Genomic DNA, 13,504 nt, shown 5'->3' with positions numbered 1-13,504 from the left:
CGGCGTGCCCTACGAGCGACTGCCCGTCACCGTGCTGTCCGGGTTCCTCGGAGCGGGCAAGACGACGCTGCTCAACCATGTGCTGAGCGGTCGCGGCGGACTGCGCGTGGCGGTGATCGTCAACGACATGAGTGAGATCAACATCGACGCGGCCCTGGTCCGCGGCGGTGAGGCCGCGCTGTCCCGCACACAGGAGCGGCTGGTCGAGATGACCAACGGGTGTATCTGCTGCACCCTGCGCGACGACCTGCTGGAGGAGGTCGACCGGCTGGCCCGCGAGGGCCGCTTCGACCACCTTCTCATCGAGTCCAGCGGCATCTCCGAACCACTGCCGGTCGCCGCGACCTTCGCCTTCGCCCGGGACGACGGCGCCACCCTCGCCGACGTGGCCCGGCTGGACACGATGGTCACGGTGGTCGACGCGGCGAACTTCCTCACCGAGCTGGACGCCGGCGACGAACTCGCCGAGCGGGGACTCGCGCCCTTCGAGGACGACGAGCGCACGGTCAGCGATCTCCTCGTGGACCAGGTGGAGTTCGCGGACGTCCTCGTCCTCAACAAGCTGGACCTCGTCGACGCCCCGGACGCGGACCGGCTGCGGGCGGCGCTGCGCCGTCTCAACCCGCTGGCCAGGGTCGTCCCCGCCGTGCACGGCCGGGTCGACCTCGCCGAGGTGCTGGGCACCGGCCGGTTCGACCTGGAGCGCGCCCAGCAGGCACCGGGCTGGGTGCGGGAGCTCAACGGCGAGCACGTTCCGGAGACCGAGGAGTACGGCATCTCCTCCACCGTGTTCCGCTCCGAACTGCCCTTCCACCCCGGCCGGTTGTGGGCGTTCGTGACCGAGGGGCTGGACAGCGGGGACTACGGCAAGGTGCTGCGCTCCAAGGGGTTCTTCACCCTCGCCACCCGCCCGCGTGTGACGGGGCTGTGGTCGCAGGCCGGTTCGGTGGCCCGCTTCGAGCCGTCGGCCGCGCGCGACACCGACGCCCCGTACGCCCAGGAACTGGTCCTCATCGGCACGCGGCTGGACGCGGACGCCCTGCGCGCGGCGCTCGCCGGCTGTCTGCTGACACCCGGCGAGCCCCTCCCGGCCGACGACCCGTTCCCGGCGTGGGAGACCCACGGCGTCGACGACGCCTGCGAGCACGAGCAGACGGGAACGGGGGCGGGGACGGGTGGGAATCACCACGTCCCGTACGCGTTGAACACCGTGTGAGCTCTGCGATCGAAGCCGTCCGATTCTCCGTCCTGGACCGCTCCCGCACCCGCGAGGGCCGGCCCCCCGCCGAGGCGCTGCGGGACACCGTGGCGCTGGCGCGGGAGGCCGAGGCGCTCGGGTACCACCGTTTCTGGGTGTCCGAGCACCACGGTGTGCCAGGCGTCGCCGGTTCCGCGCCGACGGTCCTCGCGGCCGCCGTCGCCGGCGCGACGAGCACGATCCGGGTGGGCACGGGCGGGGTGATGCTGCCCAACCACCGGCCGCTGGTCGTCGCCGAACAGTTCGGGGTGCTGGAGTCGCTGTTCCCCGGCCGGATCGACATGGGCCTCGGCCGGTCGGTGGGCTTCACCGACGGCGTGCGCCGGGCCCTCGGCCGCGACAAGGACGACGCCGAGGACTTCGCGGCCCAGCTGGAGGAGCTGCTCGGCTGGTTCCTCGGCACCTCCCCCGCCGGTGTGCACGCCCGGCCCGCCGAGGGCCTGAGCGTGCCGCCGTTCGTGCTGGCCATGGGTGAGGGCGCGCGGATCGCGGCGGAGGCGGGCCTGCCGATGGTCATCGGCGACCTGCGCGACCGCGACCGGATGCTGCGCGGCATCGACCGCTACCGGGACCGCTTCCGCCCCTCCCCCTGGGCGTCCGAGCCGTACGTGGTCGTCTCGGGCACGATCGCCGTCGCCGGGACCCCCGAGGCGGCCCGGCGGCTGCTGATACCGGAGGCCTGGTCGATGGCGCACTCCCGCACCCACGGCACCTTCCCACCGCTGCCGTCGGCCGAGGACGTCGAGCGGCGTCCGATGACCGCGAAGGAACGCGGGTTCTACGAGTCGGGGCTCGCCGGCCACCTCGCGGGCACCGAGGAGCATGTCGCGCACGAACTGGAGGCCCTGCTGAAGGAGACGGACGCCCAGGAGGTCCTGGTCACCACCAGCACCCACGACCGGGACGCGCTGCTGGACTCCTACCGGCGGCTGGCCGCGGTCGTGCGGCCCGCGCGGCGGGACCGCTCGTAGAATCGCAGGGTTTGTCCCTCCCGGCGGCCACCGCCGCCGCAGACCCGTACGGAGCACCCCCGCATGACGAGTCCGCACGACCCGTTCGTCCGCGTGCGCGGTGCCCGCGAGCACAACCTGCGCGGGGTGGACGTCGACATTCCGCGGGACGTGGTGGCCGTGTTCACCGGAGTGTCCGGCTCGGGGAAGTCCTCGCTCGCCTTCGGCACGATCTACGCGGAGGCGCAGCGCCGCTACTTCGAGTCGGTGGCGCCGTACGCGCGCCGGCTGATCCACCAGGTCGGCGCGCCGAAGGTCGCGGAGATCACCGGACTGCCGCCGGCCGTCTCGCTCCGGCAGCGGCGCTCCGCGCCGACCTCGCGTTCGTCGGTCGGGACCGTCACCCACCTGTCGAACTCGCTGCGGATGCTGTTCTCCCGCGCCGGCGACCGTCCGCCGGGCACCCCGCGTCCGGACTCGGACGCCTTCTCCCCGAACACCCCGGCCGGGGCCTGCCCCGAGTGCCACGGTCTGGGCCAGGTGCACCGCACGAGCGAGGAGCTGCTGGTCCCGGATCCGTCGCTGTCCGTCCGGGAGGGCGCGATCGCCGCCTGGCCGGGCGCGTGGCAGGGCAAGAACCTGCGGGACATCCTCGACGCCCTCGGCCACGACGTGGACCGGCCGTGGCGTGAACTGCCCGAACGGGAGCGGCGGTGGATCCTGTTCACGGACGAGCAGCCGGTGGTGACGGTCCACCCGGTGCGGGAGGCCGACCGCGTCCAACGGCCCTACCAGGGCACGTACATGAGCGCGCACCGCTATGTCATGAAGACGTTCTCCGACTCCCGGAGCGCGACCCTGCGGGCGAAGGCCGAACGCTTCCTGACCGCCGCGCCCTGTCCGGCGTGCGGAGGCAGCCGGCTGCGGCCCGAGGCGCTGGCGGTGACCATCGCCGGACGGACCATCGCCGAGCTGGCCGCGTTGCCGCTCACCGAGCTGGCGGGGGTCCTCGCGGGCGCGACGGGCGGCACCGCCCGCGTACTGACCGACGACCTCGTCTCCCGCATCGCCCCCGTCACCGGCCTGGGCCTCGGCTACCTGAGCCTGGACCGGCCCACCCCGACGCTCTCGGCGGGCGAGCTGCAACGCCTGCGCCTGGCCACGCAGCTGCGCTCCGGGCTGTTCGGGGTGGTGTACGTGCTGGACGAGCCGTCGGCGGGGCTGCACCCGGCGGACACCGAGGCGCTGCTGACCGTGCTGGAGCGGCTGAGGGCGGCCGGCAACTCGGTGTTCGTGGTGGAGCACCATCTCGACGTGGTCCGGGCCGCGGACTGGCTGGTGGACGTCGGCCCGCGGGCGGGCGAGCACGGCGGGCGGGTGCTGCACAGCGGTCCGGTGGCGGGCCTGGCATCGGTCGCGGAGTCGGCGACGGCCCGCTTCCTCTTCGACCGGTCCCCCGCCCCCGCGCGCGAGGTCCGCGTGCCGCGCGGACGGGTCGAGGTCGGACCGGTCGACCGGCACAACCTGCGCGGCGTGACGGCCGCGTTCCCGCTCGGCGTGTTCACCGCGGTCACGGGGGTCTCCGGCTCGGGCAAGTCCACCCTCGTCGGCGAGATCACCGAGGAACTGGAGGGCGTTGGCCGGCTCGTCGCCGTCGACCAGAAGCCGATCGGCCGCACCCCGCGCTCCAACCTGGCCACGTACACGGGGTTGTTCGACGTGGTGCGCCGGGTGTTCGCCGCGGGTGAGGAAGCGCGGGAACGGGGCTACGGCGTCGGCCGGTTCTCCTTCAACGTGGCCGGGGGCCGCTGCGAGACCTGCCAGGGAGAGGGCTTCGTCAGCGTCGAGCTGCTCTTCCTGCCGAGCACGTACGCGCCGTGCCCGGACTGCGGCGGCGCCCGCTACAACCCGCGGACGCTGGAGGTGACCTACCGGGGGCGGAACATCGCCCAGGTGCTGGACCTGACGGTGGATGCGGCGGCCGACTTCTTCGCCGACACCCCGGCCGTCGCGCGCAGCCTGTCCACGCTGCTCGACGTCGGCCTCGGCTACCTCCGCCTCGGGCAGCCCGCGACCGAGCTGTCCGGCGGCGAGGCACAGCGCATCAAGCTGGCGAGCGAACTCCAGCGCGCTCGTCGCGGCCCCACCCTCTACCTCCTGGACGAGCCCACCACCGGACTGCACCCGGCCGACGTCGAGGTCCTCCTGCGACAGCTGCACGGCCTGGTCGACGCCGGCCACACGGTGATCGTCGTCGAGCACGACATGGCGGTCGTCGCCGGCGCGGACTGGGTGATCGACCTGGGCCCGGGCGGCGGGGACGAGGGCGGCCGGATCGTGGCGGAGGGGACGCCCGCGCAGGTGGCCGCGGCGGCGGAGAGCGCCACGGCGCCGTATCTGCGACGGGTGCTGTCGCCGGTCCGCTGAACGGGCGGGCTCAGTCGCCGTCCGAGCCGCCGCCCGACCTCCGGCCGCTCGAACGGGAGGCGTGACGCAGCAGCGAGCCCGCGGCGAGGGTCACGGCGGCCACCGCCCTCACCCAGCGCGGGCCGCCCCGCGACGCCCACACCACGCAGACGCATCCCCCCACGACGAGCACGAGCAGGCACGACACGACGAGCAGTTCCAACGACTTCCCCTCTCTCTTCCTTCCACCGCGGCCGGCGTCGTCCTCCCGGCGGGCTTTGGAGGACCCTGCGCTCCGCTACCGGCGTTGTGCGCGCCACGCCCGGTAGTGGTCCACGAGCGTCTCCTCGACCGGACGGTAGACGATCCCCAGCTCCTCGACGCTGCGGCGGTTGTCGACGCGGAAGCGTATGCCGAGGTGTCTGCGGATGTAGTCCTGGGTGAGGCCGAAGGCGGGGCCGAGGAGGCGCACGGGCCAGTGCGGGAGCGCGGTGCGGGGCAGGCGCAGGGAGCGCGGGTGGTGCGCGCGCAGGATCGTCGCCATCTGGTGGAACGACGTCATCTCCGGCGCGGCGACGATGTACCGGCCGTGCGCCTCGGGCCGTTCCGCCGCAGCGATGTGGGCCGCCGCGACGTCGCGTACGTCGGCCGTGGTGAAGCTGAAGTCGGGGGCGCCGTAGAAGAAGAGGCCCTTGAACAGCTCGTCCAGGAGGAACAGGCTGCCGGAGTCCGAGGCCGGGGTGAGCGAGGGCCCCAGGACCAGGCCGGGGTTGACGGAGACCATGTCCCAGCGGTCCTGGGCCCGTGCCGCTTCCCAGGCGGCCTGTTCCGCGACCGTCTTGGCGTAGTGGTAGGGGTTGTTCTCCACCGTGCTCGTCGTGTTGACGTATCTCTCGGACAAGGTCCGGTCGGCCATCTCCAGGACGTCGGCGTAGTCACCGAAGATGGCGCCCACCGTGGAGGTGAACACCAGCCGCTCGACGGTCGGCGTGCGGTCGATGCCGGCCAGGACGTTGCGGGTGCCCCGCAGCGCCGGCTCCACCACGTCCCGCCGGCCGTCCCTGATCCTCTCCGGCATCAGGAAGGGCGAGGCCACGTGGAAGACGACGGCGCAGCCCTTCAGCGCCTCGTCGAAGGAACCCTCGCGCAGGAGGTCGGCCTCGAAGACGTCGAGACGGCCCGGGTGCGCCGCGCGCAGCGCGTGCAGCGGGGCGCGTTTCGCCGCGCCCGCCGTGCCGCGCACGGTGGTGCGCACCCGGTGGCCGCGCTCCAGCAACTGCCGTACGAGGTGGGCGGCGACGAAACCGCTGCCGCCCGTCACCAGGACCGGCTTGCCCGCCGGGTTTGCACTCACGCGCGGGCTCCTCGGGTGGTCCACTCCGCTGTGCGACCAAGGTGCGGGACCGCGGCCGTCGGTTCTGTCATGATCGCACCATGACCGACCGATCACCTTCTGTCTACGGGGAGTTCCTGGCCCGCGTCCGCGCCGACCCGGCCGTGGTCGGCCTGGTCCTGAAAGGGTCCCGGGCCCACGAGGGCATGGCGAACGCCCACTCCGACCACGACCTGTACGTCGTCCTCGCGGACGGGGCCGCTCCGGCGGACCTCGGTCGCCGTACGCCCGAGCTGGACGTGGTCGTGGTGACGCTCGCCGAGCTGCGGGAGGCGGGCATGCCGGGGTTCGAGCGGTATGCCCTGTCCCGCGCCCGGGTCGTGCTCGACCGGCTCGACGGGGAGATCGGCCGGATCATCGCCGCGAAGGGGCGGTTGGACGCGGACGAGGCGTTCCGTGCGGCGGGCGGGTGGCTGGACGCGTACGCCAACTCCCACTACCGGTCCCTGAAGAACGCCCGTGACGGCGAGTCGCTCGCCGCCCGCCTCGACGCTGCGGACAGCCTGGGCTTCCTGCTGGAGTTCCTGTTCGCCCTGGACCGCCGGCCCCGCCCCTACAACAAGTACCTGCGCTGGGAGCTGGCGCACCGGGCGCTGCCGGGGTGGGACACGCAGGCCCTGCTGGACGCCGTGGAACACATCGCGGCGACCGCCGACGTCCGCGCCCAGCGGGCCCTGTTCACCCGCGCCGAACAGGCGGCCCGCACGTCCGGGCACGGCGACGTACTGGACGCCTGGGGCGAGGACCTGGAATTCATGCGGCCGGACGGGTAGCCCGGGCCGGACGGGTAGCCCGGGCCGGACGGGTAGCCCGGGCCGGACGGGTAGCCCGGACTGGGCGGATGGCCCGGACTGGGCGGATGGCCCCCGCCGGACGGGTAACCCGGGCCCGACGTCCTGGCCCGGCAGGTGCCCCGGCCAGGGAGGTGACCGCAGGCGACCCGGCCGGACGGCCGACCCCTGCCTGGCACGGCTGATACGGCCTGGCGGATGGCGTAGGCGAGTGGACGGCCCGCCAACGGGGCCGGGCCGGGCATGCAGGCCCGGCCTGCGAGCGGCCCGGCGCTGCGAGCGACTCCGCCCTGCGAACGGCCCGGCGCTGCCGGCCGGCCCGGCCGGGCCGGCCCCCGGGCTCCGCCACTGGTTCGGGTGGGTTCGCCCCGCTGCGGCGCCGCGCCGCTCGCGCCGGCCGGGTTCCCGGCTGGTCACCCCGCGAGGGCGTCCTCATGTCGGGGCGGGCCGGCCGGGGTGTGCGCCGGGCGTTCCCGGTGCGGCGGCCGGGGGCCCGGTACCAGCACCGTGGATGTCTCCCGCGGCGCGCCGCCCCGCACCCACTCCTCGGCTGCGGCCGCCAGGGCCTTGCGGTCGGGGTGGGCCGTCGGGGGGATCGCCGGACCCACCTCCACCTCCGCCACGAGACGCCGGGCCGTCACGACCCGCCAGAGCGAGGCGAGGAGGGGGTCGTCGCCGACGAAGGCGGGGGCCGTGCCGACGGTGCCGTCGGCCTGGGGGTAGCGGATGCGGACCGGCTGGACGGGGACCCCCGCGTCCAGTGCCGCCTGGAACACGGCCCGGCGGAAGCGGCCCTGCGCGCGGCCGCACCAGGTGCTGCCCTCGGGGAACACCGCGACAGCACTCCCGGCGCGCAGGGCCTCGGCGAGACGGGCGACCGCGGCGGGCAGGGCGCGCAACCGGTCGCGGTCGATGAACAGGGTGCCGCCGCGCTCGGCGAGCGCCCCGGCGACCGGCCACCGCCGCACCTCGGTCTTGGCGAGCATCCGGGCCGGCCGGACGGCGGCCAGCAGCGGGATGTCCAGCCAGGAGATGTGGTTGGCCACGAGCAGCAGCCCGCCGGCGGGGGCGGTGGCCCCGGTGACGCGGACGCGCACCCCCGCCGCCCGCACGACCGCCCGGCCCCACCACCGGACCGCCCCCGCCGGGATCCTCCCCCGCCGGCCGGGGCGCCCCCGGCCGAGCGGCGAGAGGAGGATCCCGGTGAGGACGAGCAGCAGCATCGCGGCCAGCCGCAGCACCGCCCGGGGAGCGGCGGTCGCGGACGCCGTCGCGGTCACGCACGCCCGGGGGGTGCAGGGCGCGCGGGGCAGCCAGACGCTCACGCCGGGACGAGGGAGAGGAAGTGCCGCAGGTAGCGCGGGTTGACCCGGCGCATCGACAGCAGCACGTACAGGTCGGCGACCCCGAAGTCGGGGTCGTGGGCCGGTTCGCCGCACACCCAGGCGCCGAGGCGCAGATAGCCGCGGAGCAGGGCGGGCAGTTCGGTGCGGGCGGCCGGCGAGGCGTCCGCCCGCGGCACCCACGGCAGCAGGGGGCGCACCCGGAACTCCTGGGGCGACAGGTGCTTGTCGCGCACCCGGTCCCAGGTGCCGGCCGCGAGGGCGCCGCCGTCGGCGAGCGGTACGGAGCAGCAGCCGGCCAGCCACTCGTGGCCGCCGTCGACCATGTAGCGGGCGATGCCGGCCCAGATGAGCCCGATGACGGCGCCATCGCGGTGGTCGGGGTGCACGCAGGAGCGGCCGACCTCGACGAGGCCGGGCCTGATGCCGTCGAGGGAGGCGAGGTCGAACTCGCTGTCGGAGTACAGCCGCCCGGCGACGGCGGCGCGCTCCGGCGGCAGCAGCCGGTAGGTGCCGACGACCTGTCCGGTGTCGGCGTCGCGCACCAGCAGGTGGTCGCAGTACGCGTCGAAGGGGTCGGTGTCGAGGCCGGGCTGCGCGGAGGTGAGCAGCGCGCCCATCTCCCCGGCGAAGACCTCGTGGCGCAGGCGTTGCGCGGCCCGCACGTCGGCCTCGTCGCGGGCGAGGGTGACGGTGTAGCGGACGGGTGCCGTGGACTGCGGGGGACGGTCGAGGGTGGAAACGCCGGTCATGGCTGACTCCTGGGCACGCCTGAGGTGGGGACGGAGCGGTACCCCCTGTTTCTTCCGATGCCGGTTGGCGTGTGCGTGACCTGCGCCAGGAGTGCGGATGTGGGAATGCTGAATGTCAGGCGTGCGCGGGCGCCGGAAAGCCAGACGGGACCGGGGTCGAGAGCACCACACCCGGTCCCGCCCGTCCGCCGTCGCGGCGAACGATCAGTGGGGCGGCGTCACCGCTTCACCTTCCGCGTGGCCCGCAGCCACTCCTTGTTCATGCCGGTGATCGACGTCAGCGGAATGCCCTTGGGGCAGGCTGTCGCGCACTCCCCGGCCAGCGTGCACCCGCCGAACCCCTCCTCGTCCATCTGCGCCACCATGTCGAGCACCCGTGTCTCGCGCTCGGGCGCCCCCTGCGGCAGCACGTTGAGGTGGTTGACCTTGGCGGAGGTGAACAGCATGGCCGCGCCGTTGGGACAGGCGGCCACGCAGGCCCCGCAGCCGATGCACTCGGCGTGCTCGAACGCGAGGTCGGCGTCCGGCTTCGGCACGGGCGTCGCGTGCGCCTCCGGCGCGGAGCCGGTCGGGGCGGTGATGTAGCCGCCGGCCTGGATGATCCGGTCGAACGCCGACCGGTCGACGACGAGGTCCTTGATCACGGGGAACGCGGACGCCCGCCACGGCTCGACGTCGATCGTGGCGCCGTCCTCGAAGGACCGCATGTGCAGCTGGCACGTGGTGGTGCGCTCCGGGCCGTGCGCGTCCCCGTTGATCACGAGGCTGCACGCGCCGCAGATGCCCTCACGGCAGTCGTGGTCGAAGGCGACCGGGTCCTCGCCCTCGAGGATGAGCTCCTCGTTGAGCGTGTCGAGCATCTCCAGGAAGGACATGTCGGGCGAGACACCGTCCACCTCGTACGTGGACATGGCGCCTTCGGCGTCGGCGTTCTTCTGCCGCCATACGCGCAGGGTGAGCTTCATGCGTAGCTCCGCTGGGTGGGGTGGACGTACTCGAAGACCAGGTCTTCCTTGTGCAGGACGGGTGCCTCGCCGGTGTCGGTGAACTCCCAGGCGGCCGCGTAGGCGAAGTCCTCGTCCCGGCGGGCGGCCTCACCGTCGGGGGTCTGCGACTCCTCGCGGAAGTGGCCGCCGCAGGACTCGGCGCGGTGCAGCGCGTCGAGGCACATCAGCTCGGCGAGTTCGAGGTAGTCGACGACGCGGTTGGCCTTCTCCAGCGACTGGTTGAACTCCTCGCCCGTGCCGGGCACCTTGATCCGCCGCCAGAACTCCTCGCGGATCTGCGGGATCCGCTCCAGTGCCTTGCGCAGTCCCGTTTCGGTGCGGGCCATGCCGCAGAACTCCCACATCAGCTCGCCGACCTCGCGGTGGAAGGAGTCCGGTGTGCGGTCGCCGTCGACCGACAGCAGCAGGTTCAGCCGGTCCTGGGTCTCGGCCAGGACGTCCTGCACGACGGGGTGCGCGGCGGTCACCGCGTCCTGGTGCGGGTTGCGGGCGAGGTAGTCGTTGATGGTCGCCGGCAGCACGAAGTAGCCGTCGGCCAGGCCCTGCATCAGCGCGGACGCGCCGAGCCGGTTGGCGCCGTGGTCGGAGAAGTTGGCCTCGCCGATCGCGAACAGGCCGGGGACGGTGGTCTGGAGGTCGTAGTCCACCCACAGTCCGCCCATGGTGTAGTGCACGGCCGGGTAGATCCGCATCGGCACCTCGTACGGATCCTCGTCGGTGATCCGCTGGTACATGTCGAAGAGGTTGCCGTACCTGGCCTCGACGGCCGTGCGCCCCATGCGCGCGATGGCGTCGGCGAAGTCGAGGTAGACGCCCTGACCACCGGGGCCCACTCCCCGGCCCTCGTCGCAGACGTTCTTCGCGGCGCGGGAGGCGATGTCGCGGGGGACGAGGTTGCCGAAGGAGGGGTAGATGCGCTCCAGGTAGTAGTCGCGCTCGTCCTCGGAGATCCTGTTCGGCGGCCGGGTGTCGCCCTTGGCCTTCGGCACCCAGATCCGGCCGTCGTTGCGCAGCGACTCGCTCATCAGCGTCAGCTTGGACTGGTGGTCGCCGGTGCGCGGGATGCAGGTCGGGTGGATCTGTGTGAAGCAGGGGTTGGCGAACCAGGCGCCGCGCCGGTGCGCCCGCCAGACGGCGGTCGCGTTGGAGTTCATGGCGTTGGTCGACAGGTAGAAGACGTTGCCGTAGCCGCCGCTGGCGAGGACGACGGCGTCCGCGAAGTACGTGTCGATCCTCCCGGTGACGAGGTCGCGGGCCACGATCCCGCGGGCGCGGCCGTCGACGACGATCAGGTCGAGCATCTCGGTGCGCGGGTGCATCTCGACGTTGCCGGCGGCGATCTGCCGGCTGAGGGCCTGGTAGGCGCCGAGCAGGAGCTGCTGGCCCGTCTGGCCGCGGGCGTAGAAGGTGCGGGAGACCTGGACGCCGCCGAAGGAGCGGGTGTCGAGCAGACCGCCGTACTCGCGGGCGAAGGGCACGCCCTGCGCCACGCACTGGTCGATGATCTCGACGGAGATCTGCGCGAGGCGGTGGACGTTGGACTCGCGCGCCCGGAAGTCGCCGCCCTTGACGGTGTCGTAGAACAGCCGGTGGACCGAGTCGCCGTCGTTGCGGTAGTTCTTCGCCGCGTTGATGCCGCCCTGCGCGGCGATCGAGTGGGCGCGGCGCGGGGAGTCCTGGTAGCAGAACTGGACGACGTGGTAGCCCTGTTCGGCGAGGGTGGCTCCGGCGGAGCCGCCGGCCAGGCCGGTGCCGACGACGATCACCGTGTGCTTGCGCCGGTTGGCCGGGTTGACCAGCCCGGCCTCGAAGCGGCGCTTGTCCCAGCGTTCGTGGATCGGGCCGGACGGGGCCTTGGCGTCGACGGCCGGCGCCCCGGTCGTGTAGTCGGTGTACGAGGTCATGTCAGCTCACCACTCCGGTCATGACGCCCACGGGGACGGCGACGAAACCGGCCGTGAGCAGCAGTGCGAGGACGTTTGCGACGGTCTTCAGGGCGCGGTCGCGGGTGCGGCTGCCGACGCCGAGGGTCTGGGCCGCGCTCCAGAACCCGTGCCGGACGTGCAGCCCGAGGGCAAGCATCGCGACGATGTAGACGGCGTTGCCGTACCAGGTGGAGAAGGTGTCCACGACGTTCTGGTACGGGTGGCCCTCCTGGAATCCGCCGGAGTGCACCGTGCCGGTGGTGAGGTCCAGGACGTGCCAGACGATGAACAGGCCGAGGATGATCCCGCCCCAGCGCATGGTGCGCGTCGCGTAGCTCGCCCGCGGCTTCCGGTGGACGTACCTGCTCGGGCGAGCCCGGATGTCGCGGCGGCTGAGCTGGTAGGCGGAGACGGCGTGCGCGACGACCGCGACGACCAGCACGATCCGGACGAGCCAGAGCGTCCACTCGTAGTGCATGAACGGTTCGCCGACCGTGCGCAGCCAGTGCCCGTAGTGGTTGAACTCCTCCGGGCCGAAGAAGATCTTCAGGTTGCCGATCACATGGGCCACCAGGTACAGCAGCATGATCACGCCGCTGACGGCCATCACCGTCTTCTTCCCGACGGAGGAGTCCCACACGGTACGCGCCATCGACGGCCGTCGGTCCGTCCGCGTTGCCTGAGCCATGGACAGGACGCTAGAGCCGACCGGCCCCATCAGTCCAAGACATGGAACGGCTCGTTTCGATAGGGCGGGGCTATCATGGCTGGGTGCAGTTCCAGCAGCTCCAGTACTTCGTGGCGGTTGCCGAGACGCGGCATTTCACCCGTGCCGCCGAACTCGTGCACGTCGCACAGCCGTCGTTGTCGCAGCAGATCAAGGCCCTGGAGCGGGAGTTGGGGGCGGATCTGTTCCTGCGGGCGCGCGGCAACATCACCCTCACCGACGCCGGCGAGGCGCTGCTGCCACTGGCCCGGCGGATCCTCGCGGACACCGAGACCGCGCGCCACGAGGTGCAGGAGCTGGTGCAACTGCGCGGCGGGCGGGTGCGGCTCGGCGCGACCCCGAGCCTGTGCACGGGTCTGCTGCCCGATGTGCTGCGCGCCTTCCACGACCGCTATCCCGGCATCCGGCTGCTCATCGAGGAGGGCGGCTCGCACGACCTGGTGCGCGGGCTGGCCCGCGGCGCCCTCGACCTCGCCCTGGTCGTCCTGCCGCTGCCGAGCCCCTCCCCCGCCCTGACGACGGTGGAGCTGCTGCGCGAGGACCTGGTGGTGGTCTCGTCCCCGGAGGCCCCCCACCCGGGCCACGGCCGCCGTGCCGTCAGCGTCGCCGACCTGGAGGGCGAGCGCCTGGTGATGTTCCGGCACGGCTACGACCTGCGGGAACTGACCGTCGCGGCGTGCCGCTCGGCCGGGTTCGAGCCGGATTTCGCGGTGGAGGGGGGAGAGATGGACGCGGTGCTGGGGTTCGTGCGGGCGGGGCTGGGCGTGGCGGTCGTCCCGCGCATGGTCGCCACGCGGGCCGGGCACGGGCTGCGGGTGACCCCGCTGGCCCGGCCCGGGCTGCATCGCACGATCGCGCTGGCGCACCGCAGTGACGTGGCTCCGCCCCGGGCCGCGCGGGAGTTGCAGCGGATGCTTCTCGAGCGGTGAGCGTCTGCCCGCGCCGCTGTCGG

The 13,504-nt window shown here is 73.3% G+C and carries 12 protein-coding genes; 5 read left to right on the top strand and 7 right to left on the bottom strand.

The window, feature by feature from the left end:
• Nucleotides 1-4 precede the first annotated feature (4 nt).
• The 3 genes from ACZ4YY_RS11445 (at nucleotide 5) to ACZ4YY_RS11435 (ending at nucleotide 4,635) form a co-directional block, all read left to right on the top strand.
• A complete protein-coding gene (locus tag ACZ4YY_RS11445) occupies nucleotides 5-1,216 on the top strand; it encodes a GTP-binding protein (RefSeq protein ID WP_468287078.1) in 1,212 nt (403 codons plus the stop codon).
• Nucleotides 1,213-2,229 (top strand): LLM class flavin-dependent oxidoreductase, encoded by a 1,017-nt coding sequence (locus ACZ4YY_RS11440; protein WP_468287077.1) that lies wholly within the window; start codon nucleotides 1,213-1,215, stop codon nucleotides 2,227-2,229. Before ACZ4YY_RS11445 ends, ACZ4YY_RS11440 begins: the two co-directional genes overlap by 4 nt.
• Nucleotides 2,230-2,292: 63 nt before the next feature.
• Nucleotides 2,293-4,635: an ATP-binding cassette domain-containing protein gene (locus ACZ4YY_RS11435; protein WP_468287074.1), complete on the top strand. Its 2,343-nt coding sequence runs from the start codon at nucleotides 2,293-2,295 to the stop codon at nucleotides 4,633-4,635.
• 10 nt (nucleotides 4,636-4,645) lie between these two features.
• Here the strand turns inward: ACZ4YY_RS11435 and ACZ4YY_RS11430 are convergent, their stop codons facing one another.
• Together ACZ4YY_RS11430 and ACZ4YY_RS11425 are read right to left on the bottom strand one after the other, a co-directional pair.
• Nucleotides 4,646-4,837, bottom strand: coding sequence for a hypothetical protein (locus ACZ4YY_RS11430; protein WP_468287071.1), 192 nt, complete (start codon nucleotides 4,835-4,837; stop codon nucleotides 4,646-4,648).
• A gap of 75 nt (nucleotides 4,838-4,912) precedes the next feature.
• The gene (locus ACZ4YY_RS11425; RefSeq protein ID WP_468287069.1) at nucleotides 4,913-5,968 is read right to left on the bottom strand and encodes an NAD-dependent epimerase/dehydratase family protein; all 1,056 of its coding nucleotides are present in this window, start codon (nucleotides 5,966-5,968) and stop codon (nucleotides 4,913-4,915) included.
• A gap of 80 nt (nucleotides 5,969-6,048) precedes the next feature.
• On the opposite strand from ACZ4YY_RS11425, the gene ACZ4YY_RS11420 reads away from it, so the two are divergent.
• The gene (locus ACZ4YY_RS11420) at nucleotides 6,049-6,780 is read left to right on the top strand and encodes a hypothetical protein (RefSeq protein ID WP_468287067.1); all 732 of its coding nucleotides are present in this window, start codon (nucleotides 6,049-6,051) and stop codon (nucleotides 6,778-6,780) included.
• 431 nt (nucleotides 6,781-7,211) lie between these two features.
• Here the strand turns inward: ACZ4YY_RS11420 and ACZ4YY_RS11415 are convergent, their stop codons facing one another.
• From ACZ4YY_RS11415 to ACZ4YY_RS11395, 5 genes are all read right to left on the bottom strand, one after another.
• On the bottom strand, nucleotides 7,212-8,123 hold the full coding sequence (locus ACZ4YY_RS11415; RefSeq protein ID WP_468287064.1) for a lysophospholipid acyltransferase family protein: 912 nt from the start codon (nucleotides 8,121-8,123) through the stop codon (nucleotides 7,212-7,214).
• Nucleotides 8,120-8,893 carry a GNAT family N-acetyltransferase gene (locus ACZ4YY_RS11410; RefSeq protein WP_468287062.1) on the bottom strand — a complete coding sequence of 258 codons (774 nt, stop codon included), beginning with the start codon at nucleotides 8,891-8,893 and terminating at the stop codon, nucleotides 8,120-8,122. Before ACZ4YY_RS11410 ends, ACZ4YY_RS11415 begins: the two co-directional genes overlap by 4 nt.
• Before the next feature lie 218 nt (nucleotides 8,894-9,111).
• Nucleotides 9,112-9,858, bottom strand: coding sequence for a succinate dehydrogenase/fumarate reductase iron-sulfur subunit (locus ACZ4YY_RS11405; RefSeq protein WP_468287059.1), 747 nt, complete (start codon nucleotides 9,856-9,858; stop codon nucleotides 9,112-9,114).
• Nucleotides 9,855-11,804 (bottom strand): fumarate reductase/succinate dehydrogenase flavoprotein subunit, encoded by a 1,950-nt coding sequence (locus ACZ4YY_RS11400; protein ID WP_468287057.1) that lies wholly within the window; start codon nucleotides 11,802-11,804, stop codon nucleotides 9,855-9,857. The genes ACZ4YY_RS11405 and ACZ4YY_RS11400 overlap by 4 nt, the downstream gene beginning before the upstream one ends.
• 1 nt (nucleotide 11,805) lies before the next feature.
• Nucleotides 11,806-12,477: a succinate dehydrogenase gene (locus tag ACZ4YY_RS11395; RefSeq protein ID WP_468287700.1), complete on the bottom strand. Its 672-nt coding sequence runs from the start codon at nucleotides 12,475-12,477 to the stop codon at nucleotides 11,806-11,808.
• A 119-nt stretch (nucleotides 12,478-12,596) separates the two neighbouring features.
• Between ACZ4YY_RS11395 and ACZ4YY_RS11390 the strand changes: the two genes are divergently transcribed.
• A complete protein-coding gene (locus ACZ4YY_RS11390) occupies nucleotides 12,597-13,481 on the top strand; it encodes a LysR family transcriptional regulator (protein WP_468287054.1) in 885 nt (294 codons plus the stop codon).
• The last annotated feature ends 23 nt before the right edge of the window (nucleotides 13,482-13,504 follow it).

This window comes from Streptomyces sp. NPDC030143, from assembly GCF_055573695.1.
This window is presented reverse-complemented; position numbering and strand designations above follow the sequence as displayed.

What these genes read in the sequence shown, in the direction of transcription:
- ACZ4YY_RS11410 (WP_468287062.1), bottom strand. Translation starts at nt 8,893, where the DNA reads ATGACCGGCGTTTCCACCCTCGACCGTCCCCCGCAGTCCACGGCACCC.
- ACZ4YY_RS11405 (WP_468287059.1), bottom strand. Translation starts at nt 9,858, where the DNA reads ATGAAGCTCACCCTGCGCGTATGGCGGCAGAAGAACGCCGACGCCGAA.
- ACZ4YY_RS11420 (WP_468287067.1), top strand. Translation starts at nt 6,049, where the DNA reads ATGACCGACCGATCACCTTCTGTCTACGGGGAGTTCCTGGCCCGCGTC.
- ACZ4YY_RS11395 (WP_468287700.1), bottom strand. Translation starts at nt 12,477, where the DNA reads ATGGCGCGTACCGTGTGGGACTCCTCCGTCGGGAAGAAGACGGTGATG.
- ACZ4YY_RS11400 (WP_468287057.1), bottom strand. Translation starts at nt 11,804, where the DNA reads ATGACCTCGTACACCGACTACACGACCGGGGCGCCGGCCGTCGACGCC.
- ACZ4YY_RS11435 (WP_468287074.1), top strand. Translation starts at nt 2,293, where the DNA reads ATGACGAGTCCGCACGACCCGTTCGTCCGCGTGCGCGGTGCCCGCGAG.